Annotated in this window: 18 protein-coding genes; 5 read left to right on the top strand and 13 right to left on the bottom strand. The window is 51.4% G+C overall.

Annotated elements, in window-relative coordinates; all coding sequences use genetic code 11:
* Nucleotides 1-57 precede the first annotated feature (57 nt).
* Complete coding sequence (locus INT22_RS06850) at nucleotides 58-2,616, bottom strand: DUF3141 domain-containing protein (RefSeq protein WP_193067933.1); 2,559 nt, start codon at nucleotides 2,614-2,616, stop codon at nucleotides 58-60.
* 228 nt (nucleotides 2,617-2,844) lie between these two features.
* Here INT22_RS06850 and INT22_RS06845 point away from each other — a divergent pair, with 228 nt between their 5' ends.
* Complete coding sequence (locus INT22_RS06845; protein WP_038483619.1) at nucleotides 2,845-3,831, top strand: LysR family transcriptional regulator; 987 nt, start codon at nucleotides 2,845-2,847, stop codon at nucleotides 3,829-3,831.
* 248 nt (nucleotides 3,832-4,079) lie between these two features.
* Nucleotides 4,080-5,138 carry a lipoyl synthase gene (gene lipA / locus INT22_RS06840; protein WP_038483617.1) on the top strand — a complete coding sequence of 353 codons (1,059 nt, stop codon included), beginning with the start codon at nucleotides 4,080-4,082 and terminating at the stop codon, nucleotides 5,136-5,138.
* A 70-nt stretch (nucleotides 5,139-5,208) separates the two neighbouring features.
* Here lipA and lipB read toward each other — a convergent pair whose 3' ends face one another.
* The 11 genes from lipB to INT22_RS06785 form a co-directional block, all read right to left on the bottom strand.
* Nucleotides 5,209-5,874, bottom strand: a complete 666-nt coding sequence (gene lipB, locus INT22_RS06835; RefSeq protein WP_193067932.1) for a lipoyl(octanoyl) transferase LipB — start codon at nucleotides 5,872-5,874, stop codon at nucleotides 5,209-5,211.
* The gene (locus tag INT22_RS06830) at nucleotides 5,871-6,182 is read right to left on the bottom strand and encodes an HP0495 family protein (RefSeq protein WP_089038102.1); all 312 of its coding nucleotides are present in this window, start codon (nucleotides 6,180-6,182) and stop codon (nucleotides 5,871-5,873) included. The genes lipB and INT22_RS06830 overlap by 4 nt, the downstream gene beginning before the upstream one ends.
* Nucleotides 6,183-6,327: 145 nt before the next feature.
* Nucleotides 6,328-7,527, bottom strand: a complete 1,200-nt coding sequence (locus INT22_RS06825) for a D-alanyl-D-alanine carboxypeptidase family protein (protein ID WP_193067931.1) — start codon at nucleotides 7,525-7,527, stop codon at nucleotides 6,328-6,330.
* Between the two features lie 68 nt (nucleotides 7,528-7,595).
* The gene (locus INT22_RS06820; protein ID WP_193067930.1) at nucleotides 7,596-8,573 is read right to left on the bottom strand and encodes a septal ring lytic transglycosylase RlpA family protein; all 978 of its coding nucleotides are present in this window, start codon (nucleotides 8,571-8,573) and stop codon (nucleotides 7,596-7,598) included.
* A gap of 2 nt (nucleotides 8,574-8,575) precedes the next feature.
* The gene (mltB, locus tag INT22_RS06815) at nucleotides 8,576-9,592 is read right to left on the bottom strand and encodes a lytic murein transglycosylase B (protein WP_193067929.1); all 1,017 of its coding nucleotides are present in this window, start codon (nucleotides 9,590-9,592) and stop codon (nucleotides 8,576-8,578) included.
* Nucleotides 9,593-9,639: 47 nt separating this feature from the next.
* Nucleotides 9,640-10,803, bottom strand: a complete 1,164-nt coding sequence (gene rodA / locus INT22_RS06810; RefSeq protein WP_193067928.1) for a rod shape-determining protein RodA — start codon at nucleotides 10,801-10,803, stop codon at nucleotides 9,640-9,642.
* Nucleotides 10,803-12,710, bottom strand: coding sequence for a penicillin-binding protein 2 (mrdA, locus tag INT22_RS06805; RefSeq protein ID WP_193067927.1), 1,908 nt, complete (start codon nucleotides 12,708-12,710; stop codon nucleotides 10,803-10,805). The genes rodA and mrdA overlap by 1 nt, the downstream gene beginning before the upstream one ends.
* A gap of 35 nt (nucleotides 12,711-12,745) precedes the next feature.
* Nucleotides 12,746-13,213: a 23S rRNA (pseudouridine(1915)-N(3))-methyltransferase RlmH gene (rlmH, locus tag INT22_RS06800; protein WP_038483601.1), complete on the bottom strand. Its 468-nt coding sequence runs from the start codon at nucleotides 13,211-13,213 to the stop codon at nucleotides 12,746-12,748.
* Nucleotides 13,210-13,596, bottom strand: a complete 387-nt coding sequence (gene rsfS / locus INT22_RS06795; protein ID WP_038483599.1) for a ribosome silencing factor — start codon at nucleotides 13,594-13,596, stop codon at nucleotides 13,210-13,212. Before rsfS ends, rlmH begins: the two co-directional genes overlap by 4 nt.
* A 107-nt stretch (nucleotides 13,597-13,703) precedes the next feature.
* Entirely contained in the window at nucleotides 13,704-14,363 is a 660-nt protein-coding gene (gene nadD / locus INT22_RS06790; RefSeq protein ID WP_193067926.1) for a nicotinate-nucleotide adenylyltransferase, read from the bottom strand.
* A complete protein-coding gene (locus INT22_RS06785) occupies nucleotides 14,360-15,667 on the bottom strand; it encodes a glutamate-5-semialdehyde dehydrogenase (protein WP_193067925.1) in 1,308 nt (435 codons plus the stop codon). The genes nadD and INT22_RS06785 overlap by 4 nt, the downstream gene beginning before the upstream one ends.
* A gap of 186 nt (nucleotides 15,668-15,853) precedes the next feature.
* Between INT22_RS06785 and INT22_RS06780 the strand changes: the two genes are divergently transcribed.
* The 3 genes from INT22_RS06780 to INT22_RS06770 are packed head-to-tail and all read left to right on the top strand — an operon-like array spanning nucleotide 15,854 to nucleotide 19,055.
* The gene (locus tag INT22_RS06780; protein ID WP_193067924.1) at nucleotides 15,854-16,711 is read left to right on the top strand and encodes a hypothetical protein; all 858 of its coding nucleotides are present in this window, start codon (nucleotides 15,854-15,856) and stop codon (nucleotides 16,709-16,711) included.
* The gene (locus tag INT22_RS06775; RefSeq protein ID WP_193067923.1) at nucleotides 16,704-17,636 is read left to right on the top strand and encodes a diguanylate cyclase domain-containing protein; all 933 of its coding nucleotides are present in this window, start codon (nucleotides 16,704-16,706) and stop codon (nucleotides 17,634-17,636) included. The genes INT22_RS06780 and INT22_RS06775 overlap by 8 nt, the downstream gene beginning before the upstream one ends.
* A gap of 27 nt (nucleotides 17,637-17,663) precedes the next feature.
* Nucleotides 17,664-19,055, top strand: a complete 1,392-nt coding sequence (locus INT22_RS06770) for a bifunctional DedA family/phosphatase PAP2 family protein (protein WP_193067922.1) — start codon at nucleotides 17,664-17,666, stop codon at nucleotides 19,053-19,055.
* Between the two features lie 10 nt (nucleotides 19,056-19,065).
* Here the strand turns inward: INT22_RS06770 and INT22_RS06765 are convergent.
* Nucleotides 19,066-19,550, bottom strand: a 485-nt coding sequence (locus INT22_RS06765) for a LysE family translocator (RefSeq protein WP_193067921.1), incomplete at its 5' end; no start/stop codon positions are given.

The following is a 19,550-nucleotide window of genomic DNA, read 5'->3' as shown; positions in this document are numbered from 1 at the left end:
CGCACACAAAAAAACGCCCCTGTATCAAAACAGGGGCGTAGACAAACGTTACAACACTTAGCGCTTGCGCGGTGGTTTCCTACGCGATGCCGCTTTTGGCTGAGGCTTGCTTGTTTCTTTAGCTGCATCTGCTGCTACATTATTAGTAGCAGGCACAGTTTCGGTAGACGCGCGTTGGGTAGCCTCCTTTTCCGCCGATACTGTCTCTGTCGACACGCTTTCAGCTTCTGTCACCACGCTTTCAGTTGGAGCGCTTGCAGCGGTTTGCGTATCAATAGCCGCCTCCTGGTCACCTGCTTGCTTAGTGTCAGTAGCGGGTGCGCTCACGGCTTTTGGCTGAGTAGCTTTTGGTTGAGCGGCTTTCGGTGGCCTTGCTTGATCAAATAGCGTCTTCACCTGTTCAAAACGCTCTGCTGCGTGCTCGGATAATTCACCGCTCGCAGCGAACACATGTTTAAGGTGCTCAATATGCCCGTCGATGTCGCTGCTGCTTTGCCCTTTTAACAGCTCGGGCAATGACGATAGCGCTCGCTCACGATCTAATTTCAGGATAAAGAACTGATCGCGCACCAAACGCTTAAATTCACTCAACGTTGAACTAGGCTCTAGCTCAGCACGGGAAGCACGTAACCGTTTGAAATTGCGCTCATCTGTTGCTGGCGCTCCGCCTAACACATAGATAACTGAGCGCATGACTGCTTCGTGAGCGCCACCCTGGGCTATTTTATTGCGCAGCTCATTTTTGCGGTTTTCAACAAAACGCTGATGCTCTGGCTCGGCTCCAGGACGACGACGATGCACATGCGCATCGCCATGCAAACCTACCGCTGCTTGCAATAGAGGCTGTCCGTAAATGTCCATAAACAGCCTTTCCGTCGTGCTATCGCGCAAATCTCGCACGGCATTGAGATTAGCGACGATTTGATCGGAGCACATCGTTTCTAGTGCTTTGAAAACATTATCTTGACCCACTTGCTGACGATTGCTGCGTACCGCTTCAGCCATCACCGGCAGCGGAACTGTCAGCGGATTACGATCAGATAGAAGCTTGTAGCCTAACCGGATAGGATGCATACGACGAATCCAGCGTGCCGCTTCTGGCGTCATCATGGCCTGCACCCAGGGTTGAACGTATAACCGATAGAAACCAAGATTGATCTCAGAAATACGTGCAACCGTTGCAAACCGACGATCATCCTCTGGGATATGCATTACATCCTGATCCAGCTCCTCAAAGTTACGCGATGTGAACTCAAGCAAATAATCACGCTCAAGCAACTCCGCATCATCTCGCTCGCTGGCATGCGAGACCGTTGTCTCATACAGTCCGGGCGGCATAACATCGATATAGTCCATGTTGGCCGTGAACTCAGCATGTTCTTTGCGCGACACACTACCGGAAACAAAAATCCCTAAGTGCCCTGTTGTGTCGTGCATGCAGTACACGATCGTCTGCTCGTTGGCGATGATATCTTCTTCGCCTTCGTATAAATCACGAATCCAACCCAGCGCCTGAGGCGGCGGCGTTATGTCGTCACCACGCGAGCAGAATACGACAACAGGTGAGCGCACATTGCGAAGATCAATACGGCGGCCATCGCGAGTCACTAGCTGAGCCGTCGAGAGACGATTACCAACAAAAAGGTTATCGACAATATATTGGATCTCTTGGCCACCTAAAACAACGTGACCGCCCCACCAGCGCTCGAACTCTAAATAGCGTTTGGATTCGGTATCGATGTTGTCATACAGATGGTACTGCTTTTTCCAGTAGGTATTGGCTGGGTTGAGACGCTCGAAGTTCTGCACTAGCCAAGCACCATCAAACAGACCGTTACCAATGTCACTCGTTAAAGCAGTAATCCAGCTTCCACCGGTCATGCCACCGGTATAGCGCATAGGCGCTTTACCGTGTTCCCCGGCCCAGTAAGAAAGCGGCGCACCGGCAATAAGAATCGGACCAAACACATCCGGCTCAAGTGCCGCAGCCATCATTATTTGCCAACCCGCCTGACAGTTCCCCACCACCATTGGTTTTTCAGCTGTTTCTGGGTGCAGAGCGATAACATGACGCAAAAACGCAATTTCCGCTTCTACCACATCCTCAACGGTTTGCCCCGGTTCAGGAAAAGGCAAAAAACCAATAAAATAGCAAGGGTGACCAGCCTTTAGAGCAACCCCAAGCTCGCTATCAGGCTTGAACCCGCCAATACCAGGGCCATGACCTGCCCTGGGGTCCACGACAACAAACGGTCGTTTCTCAGGGTCAATCTGAATATGGCTGGGGGGAAGAACTCTCAGCAGCTCATAATTGGTTGGATGGGGAAGCGTGCGTCCATCAATGAGCACCTCTGTATCAAATCCAAGCACGTTCGGCTTGGTTTGCTCCATATGCTCAAGATATTGATTTCCGCGTTCGCGCATAACATCCCAATACAGGACGCTACGCTCAATACTGTCGCGCCAATAGCCCGCTGCAGCCCGTCCGAATCCGAACGGATCTACCATGCTAGCAAAGGCCTCGCCGACCGGTAATGGAGCCATTTGATCAGACGCTCCTGGCCACAGGCTTTTCAGCGCGCTGCCAGGCAACAAAGGATGAGCGAGAAAGTTCATAAATTCTCCCATTGGGTTGATGCAAAGCATCCGTCCCGAAGCGTTGATGCTGCAATGCAATATAGTTTAGGCCACTCGCTGCATAACGTCGATGCTTACCTTTGCAAATTCATCATTGTTGTCATAAAGACGCCGCACATCATCGGTGGTAGCATTTCCAGCGTAATACTGAGAATTTTTGTTTTGTGGCACTTTCTATCTTCGGAGGGTGTATACCTAGAGGTTGTTATGTCATCCCTTACACTACTCAACCGTTTGACCTTCCGACAATTACAGGTATTCCAGGCAGTTCACCGCCAGCGCTCCTACTCGCGCGCAGCCGAGCAGCTAGGACTTACCCAACCTGCGGTTAGCGCACAAATTCGTCAGTTAGAACTCGCTCTTGGTCAGCCGCTGTTTAAATATGCCGGTAAAACTCTTCACGTGCTACCTGCCGCGGATACCCTAGCGCTCTCCACACGCGAGATTTTCGGACAGCTCTCTAGACTGCAAATGAATCTCTCGGAGATTAATGGCAGCATTAGCGGTGAGCTGAACATCGCGGCAGTCTCCTCAGCCCAATATGTGGTGCCTTATTTACTGGCACGGTTTCGAGCACGCTACCCCGACGTACGCATTCGTCTAAAGGTATGCAACCGCAGTCAAGCGCTGGAAAGGCTGGCAGAACAAAAAGATGATGTCGTGATTATGGCCATGGTGCCTGAAGACGACGACCTGGTAGTCATGCCCATTCTTGAAAATGAACTCATCGCTCTCGTATGGCCAGACCACCCACTACTTCACATGGAAGCACCCACATTAGCCGACTTTGCGCGCCATTATGTATTGATGCGTGAACCAGGTTCTGGGGTACGTATCGCATTTGAGCAACTGGCTGTTGACCAAGAAGTCGGCCTTCCCCACCGCATTGAATTAGGCACTAATGAAGCCATTAAACAAGGCGTTATGGCCCATTTAGGCGTTGCCGTTTTGCCCCGTTTGGCGGTTCAACTTGAACTAGAGCAAGGGCTGCTATCCGCGCTCCCCTTACCTAACTTCCCCATTCGGCGCTCGTGGTGCACGGTGTATCGTCGCGATCATTTTCCGACACCAGTCGCTGATCTTTTTTTACGCTTTACACGGGAACACCTGCCAGATTTTCGTCGGTATTTCCAAGCCCCATCTAGCCCACTACCTAGCCACGGCGTTTCCTGCCTACCTTTACTGTCACTATAGTGGGCTATCGATTGGCTGGACTGTCTGTTTGGCGGTTCGATGAAGAGGGCTTAGTGTCTTGTTAACCAACAGATATGTTACATTAGCCTACTACCTACGTATCATTCAGAATCTTCAGGGTTTGGCATGTATTCGCGCAGGCGATCCAACTGTCAACGCCATGGCATTTAAACGCCATCGCCACAGCATATGGTTAGACGCCACGACGTTTGGGCATTGCCTGCCGCACAGTAGAGAGGCTCTTTCCTATGAGCAATAACCCCACAACGCGCGTCCCTAGCGGCGAAAAATTCCGCAATGAGCATGGCATGTCGGTCATTAAAGACGGCATGAAACAGCGTAAAACGTCGTCAGATGAGGCGTCTCCCAGTCTTGACCGTAAACCTAAATGGTTGCGCGCACAGATCCCTGGGGGCGAACGCTTCGAAGCCGTCAAAAAGAATGTCTCTACACACCGTCTTAGCACTGTTTGTGCAGAGTCGCACTGCCCTAACATGGGCGAATGCTGGAGCAATGGCACCGCCACCATCATGTTAATGGGGTCTGTATGCACACGCGCCTGCCGATTCTGTGCAGTGGATACAGGCAATCCGAAAGGCTGGCTGGATCTAGATGAGCCGGAAAACACGGCAAAATCAGTCGAGTTGATGGGGCTGCGCTACATCGTATTGACCTCCGTTGACCGAGACGATCTGGACGACGGCGGCGCTACGCACTATGCCAACTGCATTAAGGCTATCAAATCCCGCACGCCGGAAGTGGTTGTAGAAGCTCTAACACCCGATTTTGACGCTGATAAAGCCGCCATTGAGCGGGTAGTCGATTCGGGCTTGGAAGTGTTTGCACAGAACGTAGAGACGGTAGAGCGCCTAACCAGCAAAGTGCGCGACCCGCGTGCAGGTTATCGCAAAACGCTGAATGTCTTAGCGCATGCCAAACAGTATCGACCAGACATAATTACCAAAACAAGTTTGATGCTTGGATTAGGTGAGACAGACGAAGAGATTCTTAAAACCTTTGATGACCTGAGAGAGATTGGCGTTGATATTGTGACGCTTGGGCAATATTTGCGCCCAACCAAAAACCACCTAGCCGTAGAGCGCTGGGTCACCCCAGAAGAGTTTGATCGCTATCGCGTGCTTGGCCTTGAAAAAGGCTTTATGGAAGTGCCGTCCGGGCCGCTGGTTCGCTCTAGCTATCGCGCTGACCGTGTTTTTGAGAAAAACAATCTTGGTCTCGCGTCGCCTGCTGCGGTTCCTGGTCATGAGCCTGACGCTAACCGCATTCCTGCGTTTAACGTCGGATAAATCGTCTAGGCTAGCTGCACGCAATTGGCACAACTAAATCAGTTCCAACAGTGCCTTGCGTGCAGATCGCTCATGATTGGGTAAAAGATACATCCACCAACTGACGATCCAACCGCTGAGCTAATGCAGACGCCAGTTGCCCCCCCACCTGATGAGCGACAGGCAGCGCCACTAAATCAGTCAATCGCGTTACCTGCATCCCTGCATAGCCACAGGGATTGATGCGCCCGAAGGGAGATAAGTCACCGTCTACGTTTAGCGCAACCCCGTGATAGCTTGCGCCCCGCCGAATTCGTAACCCTAGCGAGGCAATTTTCGCCTCACCCTGTTGCGTATCCACATAAACGCCAGGTGCATCTGGCTTCGACCAGGCAGGAACGCCATAGAGCGCAAGTACGTCAATCACTGAATTTTCTAGCGCAGTCACTAGCTCACGAACACCAACTTTGCCACGGCGAACGTCCAGCAATGGATATAAGACAATTTGGCCTGGGCCATGGTAGGTTACCTGCCCCCCACGATCCGTTTTCACGACAGGGATATCACCTGGCATTAACACATGCTCTGGCTTACCCGCTTGGCCCTGAGTAAAAACGGGGTCGTGCTCAACTAGCCAGAATTGATCAGGCGTTGTCTCGTCCCGCGTGTCGGTGAGTTCGCGCATCGCGCTCCACACAGGCAAGTAGGCACGATGGCCAAGCTGATGCAGCTCAATAGGTTGACTAGCCAAGGTCATACCACCATGTGTACGCGACCTGTCGCCTTCAGATCATCGAACAGCTGGCGTAATTGCTGTTCGCCAGTGGCCACAATAGTGACACGCACAGATTGAAAACGGCCGTTACGGCTGTCGACGACTTGAAGTGACGTCTCATCAAAATCTGGGGAATGTTTAACAATCACTTGGCACACGCAGGCTGGAAAATCCTCAGCGGCATCGCCAACCACTTTTAATGAGTAATCACAGGGAAAAGTGATTTTAGGTGGCTCGTTTACTTCAGGCTGACGTAAATCTCTTAGCCCATTTTTCGCGCCTTTTTTCATAGCTCGCCTTTACACGGGAATATATAGATACTTCTGTTCAGGGTACGAGTGCAGTACAGCCTTATAAGATTAGTAACTTAAGCGCAAAATACTAAAAATTCTGCGCTTAAGCCCACTCGCTGCTACTAAGCGGTGAAATTACTAATTAATCGATGAAGTTACTGATCAAACCACTGAAGAAACGCCTTACTTGGTCAAATAGGCGCTTGAACAAGCCACCCTCTTCAACATTTTCTAGCGCCACTAGCTGGCGTTCACCGACCATTTCCTCGCCTAAATATACTTCTAGCGTACCGACATCATCACCCACGGCAATCGGCGCTTGAAGATCGCTATCCAGGTTCAAGCGAGCACGCAACTCTTCATTACGGTTGCGCGGAAGTGTCATAAACACTTCATCATCAACGCCCACACGCAGTTCATTATTATCACCACCCCATACCCGTGGCGTTGCAAGCACTGCACCACGCTCATAGAGCTTCATCGTTTCATAGAAGCGGAAGCCATAGCTGAGTAGCTTTTGCGTTTCCTGCGCTCTTGCCTCTTCTGAATTAGTGCCCATCACAACTGAAATTAGTCGCATGCCATCACGCTCGGCCGAAGAGACAAGACAGTAGCCCGCCTCCGTTGTCCAACCGGTTTTCAAACCATCGACACTCGGGTCGCGCCATAGCAAGCGGTTACGGTTTGGCTGGTCGATGCCACCAAACGCGAAGTTGCGCTGAGAGTAAATAGTATAGTGCTCAGGGTAGTCGTTAATAATATGCTGTGACAACAACGCCATATCGTGAGCGGTGGAGTAGTGATTATCGCCAGGAAGACCTGTCGGATTTTGGAAATTAGTATTGTGCATTCCTAAGCGCGTAGCATGCTGATTCATCAAATCGGCAAATGGCGCTTCGCCACCCGCTAGATGCTCAGCCATCGCCACGCTAGCATCATTACCCGATACAATAATAATGCCATGCAGCAGATTATCGACCGAGACTTGATCGCCTACCTCGATGAACATCTTGGAGCCACCGGTACGCCAAGCTTTCTCACTGATATTAACCATATCAGTCAAGCTAATTGTGCCGCGATCTAACTCACGCTCGACCAAATAAGCGGTCATGAGTTTGGTCAGGCTAGCTGGCGGTAAGCGTTCATCAGAATTATGCTCAGCAAGAATACGACCGCTGTTGGCATCCATCAGAATCCATGAGCTCGCCGCTAGCTGAGGAGCGGAGGGAATAATCGTTTGCGGCTGAGGTATCACCTGAGCCACGGCCGGTGAAGACACCACGGCAAAAACCGCAAACAAACAGAGCCCAGCGGTACGGCGAATAGACATCAATACATTCATCTCTTACTTCTCACAACAAAGAAAAAACGTCAACGAAGCACGTTATTTTAGCTAATAAATGGGGTGAACTATCTCACGATAAACACTTGTGGGAAGCCCGCCCGACGGAGTACTTCACGTGCTTGGGTTTCCTGATTAGGGCTCACTGGCCCAACTTGCACACGATGCACGTCAGCATCACTCATCACCCGTACGTTATGCGGGAGTTCACTGACCAGACGTTGCTGCAGCTGCTGGGCTCCTTCTTCACTGCCTAATGCCGCAATTTGTAGATAAATAGCGTCGTCCGCTGCCACTGGCTGCTGAACAGCAGCATCTCGAACAGACCGTTCATTCACAGTAGAAGATGCCGAAGACACCTCATCAACTGGCTGGCTACTTCTACCTTGCTGAGCCAGCCATTGCTCAGGCTCGATAGCCTCAACCCGGACGGCGCCAGTGCCATTATCTAAAAAGCCTAGCCGTGCAGCCGCTGCATAGGAAAGATCTATTTCACGGTCGCTATGAAAAGGCCCCCTATCATTGACGCGCACGATAACAGATTGACCGCTGTCTAAGCTGGTGACACGGGCAAAGGTTGGCAGTGGCAACGAACGGTGAGCCGCAGACATTTTATACATGTCATAAATCTCTCCGTTTGATGTGGCATAGCCATGAAACTTTTCACCGTACCAAGAGGCCGTCCCTTGCTTCACGTAGCCCGCCGCATCCGGCAGCACATGATAGGTTTCCCCCCACACTTCATAAGTGGAGCGATTACCGGAACGCGATGGCGGCTCTATGCGAGGCTCAGCGTTTGGCACCTTGCTCACATCCGGCGGCTCTAACGGATAGGCGTCGCCCGTCATTGCATAGCGCTCCCCGGACGACGATGCACCGCCACTACTTGCTCCACTGCTCGGCGCACCGCTCGTACTTTCAGCAGGCTTACTAGCGGGCTGATTAGCGCTATTTTGTTGAGCTTCATGGCTGGCACAGCCGCTAACCAACGCCATGATGATCACCGCACCACCTATGCCACGAGCCTCAGACAGCACTGTTCTCATAGTTAGCCCTCAACCTGCCGTGCAATCGCCTCTGATAGTTCTGCCACCGCCATTGCATAGAGATGGCTGTGGTTATAGCGGGTAATAACGTAAAAGTTATATTCCCCCAAGCGATATTGGATACTATCATCGGTAAGCTCGAGCCTTAAAGGCACCACAAGCAACTCTGGATCAAGCGCACTCTGTGGCTCAATGCCAGCTTCAATCGCCTCAGATACAGTCACATCAGGCTTACTGGTTTGGTTAATAGAAAGCGTTTCAGGCGCTGAATCAGGGCCATCGGCCTCATGATAAATTGCCCCATCACGCTGCCAACCATGTACAGCAAAGTAGTTCGCCACGCTGCCAATGGCATCGACCGGATTCTCCCATAAATCTCGTTTACCATCACCGTCAAAATCGACGGCATAGGCTTGATAACTCGTAGGAATAAACTGGGGGTACCCCATTGCGCCGGCATACGAACCATACAGCTCGTCAACCTCAACGCCTTGCTCATGAGCGATTTTCAAAAAAGCCGCCAGTTCGCCGCGGAAAAAGCTACCACGGACAGGATGGTTGAAGGCTAATGTTGCCAATGAGTCTAATACAAGGTGGCGCCCTTTATGCTTACCGTAATAGGTTTCAACACCAATAATGGCAGCAATGATCTCGGGTGGGACACCATATACGTCCTCAGCCCGAGCAAACGCATCCTCATACTCACTGATGAACTCGGCTCCCTCCTCAATACGTTGCTGAGTTAAGAATATATCTCGATACTCATACCAACGTAAGCGACGTTCAGCCGCACCTTCCATCGCGTCCAACACAGATTGACTAAAGCTGGCTTGATTCAGGGCATCTGTTAGCCATTGCCGAGGAATTCCTTGTTCTGCTAACTCATCAACTAGCTGTTGAGTACCTTCGTGCTGCTGCGGATCAAAAGGCGACGCGTCGTCAGCCCATGCAACCGTATAAGAACACGCCAATAACATAGCTGCCATGCAGCCGCCTGCTTTATTTCGGGCCCATTTCATTAACTAACCACTCCTGTGAAAAAGCACCGCTACTTATCTATTCGATACTAGCGCGGCAACAACCGCCGATGGGCATGTATTGACATGAGAATACCGAACCCTGCCAGCAAGGTCACGCTGGAAGTCCCGCCATAGCTCACTAACGGCAGCGGTACGCCAACAACGGGCAAAATACCACTTACCATGCCGACATTGACAAACACATATATAAAAAACGTTAGGATAATACTGCCTGCAAAAAGTCGCCCGAAGGTGTCCTGAGAAGAGGTTGCCAGCCAAAGACCTCGCCCCACAATCATGACATACAGGGATAACAGTACCAGCATTCCCACTAGGCCAAACTCTTCACCTAGCACGGCAATAATAAAATCCGTATGGCGCTCAGGCAGGAATTCTAATTGAGACTGAGTACCCTCAAGCCAGCCCTTCCCCCATAAGCCACCGCTGCCTATCGCGGTTGTTGATTGAATAATATTCCAACCCGCCCCTAAGGGATCGCTATCCGGATCCAGGAACGTTAAAACCCGTTGACGCTGATAGTTGTGCATATTCATCCATAGAACAGGTAGCCCTGCTGCAATTAAGGCACCAACTAAACCAATTAGGCGCCAGGATAAACCTGCCAAAACCACAACAATAACCGCCGCGCTGGCCACTAAAAGCGACGTTCCAAGATCCGGTTGAATAGCTGTAAGCACCACCGGCAAGCCAATTATCACCGCGCATATAAAAATATGCTTGAAACGTGGCGGTAATTGGCAACGATTCAGATAGGCAGCCACCATCAGTGGCACCGCTAATTTCATCATTTCAGATGGTTGAAATCGAATAACACCCGGTATCTCAAGCCACCGCTTTGCCCCCATCCCCACATCACCCGCTATTTCAACTGCCAACAACATAGCTAGACCCAAGCCGTAAGCTAAGGGAGCCCAGCGCAGAAACGTGGAAGGCGATAATTGAGCAATAACCACCATAACAGCGATGGCGACACCAAAACGTATCGCTTGCGCAATCACGGTATCAATACGCTGCCCGGAAGCGCTATAAAGCACTAATAGCCCACCCCCCATCAGCAACAGCAGCAAACCTAACAGCCACGGGTCAAGGTGAATCCGCTCCCAGATGCTTTTGCGCCGAGCAATACCGCTATCGGGAGGGCGTACTGGATAACGACGCAGCGGGCGAGAGAGGGTTTGCCATGACCTCATTAGTTGCCCTCCACGTTGGCAGTATCTTCTTCCAGTACTTCTTTAACTTCTTCAACGTCTGGTGCGTCGTCTCTTAATATCCATGCATCGGTCATCGCACGCGCCAAATGAGCGGCATGCGTACTCCCGCCCCCAGCATTTTCAACAATGACTGAGACCGCAATTTGTGGGTCGTCAAGTGGCGCAAACGCCATAAAAAGAGCGTGATCACGTAAGCGCTCCTCAAGTTCTGCGGCGTTGTAACGCTGATCTTGCCCAAGCGAGAACACTTGGGCAGTGCCTGATTTACCCCCCATACGATACTCTAGCCCCACCCCTGTGCGGCGTGCCGTGCCTTCTCTCCCGCTGATTACTTTTTCCATGCCGCTGAAAACACGGTCCCACCAGCTGTCATTATCCAACTGAATATCGGGCAGCGTATCCGGCAAATCCAGCGCTAAGGGCTCGTCACCTATTGCTAACGCAAGACGTGGCTTTATCCAATGACCGCGATTAGCCAATGTAGCCGTTGCACTCGCCAGTTGTAACGGAGTTACTTGCCAGTAACCCTGCCCGATTCCCACAGAGAGTGTTTCACCGGGATACCAAGGCTGATTAAAACGCGCCCGCTTCCAGTCACGAGACGGCATCAGGCCGGTGCTTTCGCCTTGCACGTCATGAGCAACACGTTGGCCAAAGCCAAAATTGGTCATTTGTTCATGCAGATTATCGATACCCAGATCATGGGCTAGGGTGTAATAATAAGTATTGTTTGAAACGGCAATAGACCGCTCCATATCTACCCGGCCATGCCCCCAGCGCAGCCAGTTGCGATAGCGGCGAGAGTCGTTGGGCAACTGATAAAAACCAGGATCATTAATCGTGCTATCGGGAGTGATAACACCCTCGACTAGCCCCGCAAGCGCCAAAAAAGGTTTAATGGTTGAACCTGGCGGATAATGGCCACGAATTGCTCGATTAAACAGCGGGAGGTCGATATTTTCCTGCAAGCCGCGATAAGAAGCGACATCAATTCCCGTCACAAACTGATTACTATCAAAGCCAGGCGTCGATACCATGGCGAGGATTTCACCCGTCCCAGGAACGATCGCGACGATAGATCCACGCCGACCATCTAACAGCTCGTAAGCCAGCATTTGCATTGACTTATCAAGCGTTAAAGTAAGGTTTTCCCCAGGTACCGGATCAGTACGGCCAAGCTCTCTAAGTACACGCCCACGCGCATTCGTTTCAACTTTACGCAGCCCCGCCTGCCCGTGCAGCTCCGTCTCGTAAAAACGCTCAATCCCCGTTTTACCAATAAAGTGTGTTCCCGCATATCGCCCAGCATCTATGGTTTGCATCTCTTCTGCGTTGATGCGCCCTACGTAGCCCAGCGAATGGGCCATCATTTCGGCATCAGGATAATAACGGAGCAGTTGCGCCTCTACTTCTACCCCAGGTAGACGATGTCGATTCACCGCTAACCGTGCGATTTGGTCTTCGCTCAAATCACTCATTAAAAGCGCAGGCTGAAACGGGCGTTGGCGTTGCCGGGAACGGACATTGAACGCTTCAATATCATCTTCGGGCAAGTCTAGAAGCTCAACTAACAGCGCCAGCGTTTCATCTAAATCATCAACGCGTTCGCGCACCAACGTGAGGTTATAGGTAGGGCGATTTTCGGCAAGGAGGACGCCATTGCGGTCATAAATCAACCCCCGATTGGGGGGCAGCGGTTCGACACGGACACGGTTTTTTTCGGAGCGAGTACTGTATAAATCGTGCTGAACGATCTGCAAATATGCTAATCGTCCAGTCAGCAATCCCGTCAAAACAACCACCACTAAGACGGCAAGTAGCGCCCTGACACGAAAAATACGCAATTCTTGCTCAGGGTTTTTAAGCGTGTCATGGCGCTTAGGCATGGGTAACGATGACTCTCAAATCAGACAAAAAGCAATTATCGATGATAGGGATGACCTACTAGCAGGGTCCACGCCCGGTAAAGTTGCTCAGCCAGCATTATACGAACCAGTGGGTGAGGCAACGTGAGAGGCGATAAAGACCATGCTTTATCGGCCATTGCTGAAAGGGATGGCTCTAAGCCATCAGGTCCTCCCACCAACAACACAATATCTTTGCCCAACATGCGCCAAGCGTCGGCCTCGTCAGCAAGTTGCTCGGTACTCCAGGTTTTACCCTTAACCTCAAGTGCCACGATATACTCGTCGCCACGAAGCTTGTCACGTATACGCTGAGCCTCTTGCGCACGTGCTTTGGCTATATCAGCATTTTTGCCACGCTGACCCAGTGGAATCTCTTCAATTTCAAGCGAGAAGTCTCGAGGCAGCCGTTTGCGGTAGGTCTCAATGCCCTCCTCAACCCACGCAGGCATTTTGGTGCCCACCGCTAACAGCCGGATCTTCATGACATCGTGGCTCGCTCTTCAAACCGTTTGAGCGACTCACTAATAGCCCCAGCATCATTGGGTAGGTCTGCCCATAAGCGCTCAAGATCATAGAGGGCTCTCGCTTCAGGCAACATAATATGGACAACCACATCGCCTAAATCGACCAATACCCAGTCAGCATTATCGCCACCTTCAACACCTCGGGGCGCAAGGCCTGACGCTTTGGCCTTTTCCACAACATTTTGCGCTAAGGCAGCCACGTGACGAGTAGAGGTACCACTGGCGATCAGCATCAAATCAGTAACTTCAGTCAGTTTGGAAACATCTAACTGCGTAATATCTCGTGCTTTAAGTTCTTCTAGGGCATCAACCGCTAGATTTTTAAGTGTATCGATGTGCATGGCTCCTAAAGGCAACCCCTTGTTGTCGCAAGCTCAGCAAAAGCAAGCTCAGTGATATTCAGTCAATAAGCCGGACATTGTAACGGCTTCTTTCCTGACTGCCAGCGCTATTCACCAGAATGATAGAAACCGTGCCGCAGAATGGCTTCCTCGACGGCCTCAGGCAGTAGATAACGAACGCTTTTGCCCTTTTCTAAACGCTCTCTTATATAAGTAGCTGAAATCGCCATCATGGAGGGCAAGGCCAGCGTCAGAACATTACCATTAGGGCTTCGCATCAGTTCATCTACACTATCGACTTCACGATTACCCACCAGTTCCCTTAATTCCTCAGGCCAACGCGCGTTATAGCCAGGTCGAGCGATCACAACGAGATGTGCTAAAGAGAATATCTGACTAGCTTTGTGCCATTTGGCTAACCGCAGAAAAGCATCGAACCCAATGATCATCACTAGACACGCGCTATCGCCATACGCTTGCCGCAATTCAGCAAGCGTATCCACACTATAAGAAGGCCCTTCGCGGCGTAGTTCTCGATCATCAGCCATCACACCTGGTGTGTCGCTAATGCCTAGCCTTAACAACTCAAAACGCTGTTCCGGCGACACCTGAGGCGTATCACGCAGAGGCGGCTGAGGTGCGGGAATCATGTGCAAACGATCAAGCCCAAGGGCTTCACGAACCTCAACGGCGCTTCGCAAATGCCCCAGATGCACAGGATCAAATGTGCCCCCCAGCATGCCTATTCGCATGGGTGTTGAACTCATTGCCTGATTTGCCCATCACCAAAGACCACATATTTCTGCGTTGTAAGCCCTTCTAATCCAACCGGCCCTCGCGCATGCAGCTTATCAGTTGAGATACCAATTTCTGCGCCCAGTCCATACTCAAAGCCATCAGCAAAGCGCGTAGAGGCATTTACGATGACTGAGCTTGAGTCGACCTCTGCCATGAAGCGTCTCGCGAGACTGATGTCTTGAGTCACAATGGCATCGGTATGATGGGAGCCATATTGCTCGATATGCTGAATCGCCTCATCCATTCCATCGACGACTTTAATCGCTAAAATCGGCGCAAGGTACTCAGCGCCCCAGTCTTCTTCAGTGGCCAACGCTGCTTGGGGCAGCAATGCTCGTGTACGCTCGCAGCCACGTAGCTCTACATGGTGCTCGGCGTAGGCACGAGCCAACTCTGGCAGCACGAGATCGGCAATCGGTGCATCCACCAGCAGCGTTTCCATCGTATTGCAGGTGCCATAGCGATGCGTTTTGGCGTTTACCGCGATGGCCAACGCTTTAGCGGGATCTGCCGTAGTGTCGATGTAAACGTGACAAACCCCGTCGAGGTGTTTAATGACCGGCACCGTTGCTTCGCGGGAAATGCGCTCGATCAGAGACTTACCACCTCTTGGAATAATGACGTCGACGTACTCGGGCATGCTAATCATCGCACCCACTGCAGCGCGATCGGTGGTGGCAACAATCTGGACGGATTCAGCTGGCAAGCCAACATCGGCTAGCCCCTCCTGGATACAACTGCTAATCGCCGCATTTGACGCACTGGCCTCAGAACCGCCGCGTAGCAAGCAAGCATTACCCGATTTTAAGCACAGGCTTGCTGCCTCAAGGGTAACGTTCGGGCGAGATTCATAAATAATGCCAATAACCCCTAGCGGCACGCGCATTTTGCCAACTTGAATTCCGCTTGGGCGATAGCGCATATCGTCAATTTCGCCAACGGGATCTGGCAGCGCAGCCACTTGGTGAAGGCCTTCGACCATGGCATCAATTCGCGCATCATTAAGCGCCAGACGATCAAGCAGTGCAGCGTCTAGGCCAGTTTCTTTGCCACGCTGCAAATCAAGCGCATTAGCTTCCAGTATTAACTGTCTAGAGGCTGTCAGGCGCGACGCCATTGCCTCGATCGCACGATTTTTCAATCCCGTATCAGCACGACGTAGCTCTCGAGCAGCTGCCCTAGCGCCTTGACCGAGCACCTGGATATAAGCGGGCACATTCCCCGCAGCTAATTGCTGTAGGGCTATGTTTTGGCGTGCGTTTGAACCGCTCATACTTTCTCCCTGTCTTATTGCGTATGCAAGGCAAGTTGCATTCTATGGTAGTGGTACTAGGTGTTTGGCAGTATGTTACGCCATTAGGGCGTTATACTGACGCTGTTAATGAATACATATTGACGCCCACGCCTAGTCAAAGTGCTCCATGGGCAATCTTGAATTAAAGGTGAATAGTAAGCCACCATGCAAAACAAGTACAAAATACGCCTGCTAAGAGCCAACTTGTTCGCAGCGGCGTTAGCATTAGCGTCCTGGACATATATGGCGCAGCCAGCGGCTGCGCTAGTACTTTGGTTGTCTGTAGGCTGGCTTTTTGTTACTGCGCTATTGCTCGACTTTAGCCATCGTCGTTCTAAAGGCCTACCTTGGCAAGTACTCACGGGGGCGCTACTACTGGGACTTATTACCGTGGCTCCAGAGCGCCATAGCTTTTTAATATGGGCTTGGGCGGCAATGTTTATGCTGCCTCAGAAACGCTGGGTGGCCGTGTTCAATACGTGCGCCGCGTTGATGAGCTGGTCATTAATCGCCCCTCTTCTTAGCTTACCCGAAGCGCTGCTACTGTTGGCGGCATTGATCACACTAGGCGTGCTGTCCAGCGCAAAAGCGTGCCAGTTAATCGATATTAACGGCTCCATTCGCAAACGCCTTCGGCTAATCCCCGGGTTAAATCTATGGCCTAGCGGGCAGCTGCTGAGAGACCTCAGCCGCGAACAAACCCGTTCTGAACGTGAAGCCATCTATGCAGAGTTATTAATTATCCAAGTAAAACGCCATCAGCTTTGGTCGTCGGGGCAAAAATTATGCAGCCTCATATACAGCTTCGAACACGTTTATCGCTTAAATAATCAGACACTTGCCGCCTTGATGTTGTCGCATAACCCAAAGGAAGCCGCCCAACGCCGCAAGCTTCTCTGCGCAGGCCTCCCAGAAACACAGCACTCCCACCACCTACCACTAATGGATATAGAGCTATCGGGTCTATCCGTCGAGGCGCTAGTCCAGCTCCCGCCTCAACAACGGGAAGGTAACGATGATTGACCAACTGCGGCACAGACACCTGATGACTTTTGCCTACAGTGCGAGTGTGATCCTAGTAGCAGGGTACACATTCTGGCTTTATGGCATGGGCAATTATCACGACCTTTTAGTGCCAATGTTTGTGACACTGCTGCTACTTACTGCGTTGTTAATGCACCACAGCCAGGCGTTAAACCCTGTTATTCCCCGCGCTATTTTGCTGGGTAGCAGTTATGTCATTACCCTGGCCACTTTCTACAATTATCCTAGCATTTCGACAATTTGGATCGGACTGCCCACGGCCGCTGCATTTTTTTTATTACCGCTATCGAGCGCTTTCTTACTAACGGTATTTTCCAGCCCCCTGTGGTGGATACTAACCCGTCACAGCGATGCATCCTCAGAGACAGTTATTGCTTATACCGCTCTCATTCTGCTGATGGCCTTACCACCATGGGAGCACGCACGACAGAGAGCATTATTAAGGGCGACAGATCCAAACGACAATGATTGCAATGCTTACCATATTGATACGCTAAAAGAGCGGCTTCACAATGAGTTTCTGCGCGCTGCAATGCTCAACAAGCGCTTAGCAGTCTTAGTGATGCATTTACCCCAACTTGATATGGCGGAAGAGCAATTTGGTTCACGCGCAAAAACGGCGCTGCTGGGTGCGCTCTGTAACGAAGTCAATAGCCGTTGCCGCGACCACGATCTGTTAGGCCGGGCAGGCAACGCCACGTTCTGGTTAGTACTGCCCGACACAAGTGAGAGCGGTGCTATGTTGGTGCGCGAGCGGCTTCAACGCGCACTATCACAACGTGTTCTAGTAGAAACGGGGCAGTTAGAAACCCGTATTGCTGTTTGCCTACCATGCCGAAATGAGAGCTTTGAACGCTACATAAATCGCCTGGAAGCTCGTGCAAACGCATTATCTATCGCCTAATGCGGATTAAATGGAGCAGTATTTTTCATGGCTGATACGCTTTTTGCCCTGTCACTCTCGCCAGCCATGTTACTCCTGATGGTTACACTGATTTCGCTGCTTGAATCCCTTGCGTTGGTTGGCTTATTGGTCCCTGGTGTTGTATTGATTACCGCCGCTTCGTCCGTGGCGGGACATGAAGCCATTGCCCTGCCATGGCTAATCTGTGCTGCGTTAATAGGCGCCATTCTGGGGGATAGCATTAGCTACCTGCTCGGCTACCACCATCGTGAACAGGTCACTAACCGCTGGCCTTTATCCATGCACCCAGAATGGCTTGAACGCGGCGTACGTTTTTTTAACCGTTATGGTATCCATTCAGTATTTATTGGTCGGTTTGTAGGTCCAGTCCGCCCCATTATTCCGCTTATTGCAGGTATGATGCGGATGCCAAAGCGCACTTTTTTGTGGGCCAATATCACCTCCGCAGCCCTGTGGGCTCCCGCTTATGTGTTGCCTGGCTACTTACTAGGAAGAACCTGGCAACAGCACCTCAACCTCCCCCCAAATATAGAAACGGCAATCATTACATTAAGCGCCTGTATCGTCGTGCTTGCAGTGATTTTTTCCTGGGGAAGAGCCCAAGTTGGACGCCACGGTTTCATCTACTTGGCAACAGCACGTCTTATTCGCCGCATCCCCTTTATGCGTCGGTCGTGGCTCTCAATGAGCCTTAATGATGAAGTGCCGCTAGCCTCGTTACTGCTGTTTTTGATCACGTTGGCCAGTGTCTCCGCCTGGACTCTGCTAGTAATCAATCACCAAGGCCCGCTGGCGATAGACCTACAAGCACAGCGACTGTTTAACTGGTTAACCAATGAACCACTTCAATTAATCAGCGTAGCCTTAGCTAAAACAGGGGATGCACTTGGGGTTAGCGCACTACTTTTGCCATTGGCCGTTTGGCTGATCCACCATAAACGCATCGATGCTCTCTGCCATTGGGTCTTTGCCATCGGTGGCGTTGCGCTGCTCAATACAATAGGAAAAATGGTTTTTGAGCGTACTCGACCAGCAACACCAGAGCACTTAATTGGCTCATTTTCATACCCAAGTGCACACACCTCCACAACGGTTGTTATTGTAGGGCTAGCAGCGGCTTTTATTGCGGCAGAATTGCACCGCAAACAACGCGTTTGGGTTTATTGGCTGGCCATTATCTTAGCAACACCCATGGCGTTATCGCGCTTGATATTAGGCGTTCATTGGCTAAGTGATCTCATCGGCGGCGCCCTCTTGGGCTTGCTGGTATGCGCCCTCATTCGGCTGAATTGGCAGCGACGCGTTAGAGCTCCTTTACCTCATTGCCCATGGGGCAGGCTAATGGCATCCACCATCGCGTTGGTAGTCCTGCGGATTATCCTGATACCACCTGTCTAACCATTCGCTGCTATCCCAGGGCCAGCCAGATTCCCACGCCTATCATTAATGTCCCGGCAATGCGATTAAGCAACCTTACATTGCCACTTTTGCCCAGCACATTACGCAGCGTTTTTCCCCCTGTTGCGTAGACCAGCATGCTGGCAAACTCGATCACTAGAATAACCGCAATCAGCAGGGTTAACTGAGGCGCAAGTGGCCGACTGCCATCTAAAAACGGCGGCAACAGCACCATGAAAAAAGCCCAGCCTTTAGGGTTGGCCACTGCCGTGACTAATCCCTGAGTGGCCAACTGCACACGTCCTGCAGCAGGCCCGGCATTCAGTTCGGCAGGAATAGCCATACGCCCTCTAGAGCGCCACATCATAATGCCCAAATAAGCTAAGTAAGCGCCGCCTACCCACTTAAACGCAATGAACAGCTCTGGCTGACGTAGCATTAACGCGGCCACACCAGCACCTGCAGCGGCGGCCACAATACCAACACCCACTAACT

This window comes from Halomonas sp. 3D7M (genome assembly GCF_014897885.1).
In the GTDB taxonomy this organism is placed as follows: domain Bacteria; phylum Pseudomonadota; class Gammaproteobacteria; order Pseudomonadales; family Halomonadaceae; genus Vreelandella.
Note: the sequence above shows the minus strand (reverse complement) of the source record. Positions and strands in the feature narration are given on the sequence as shown.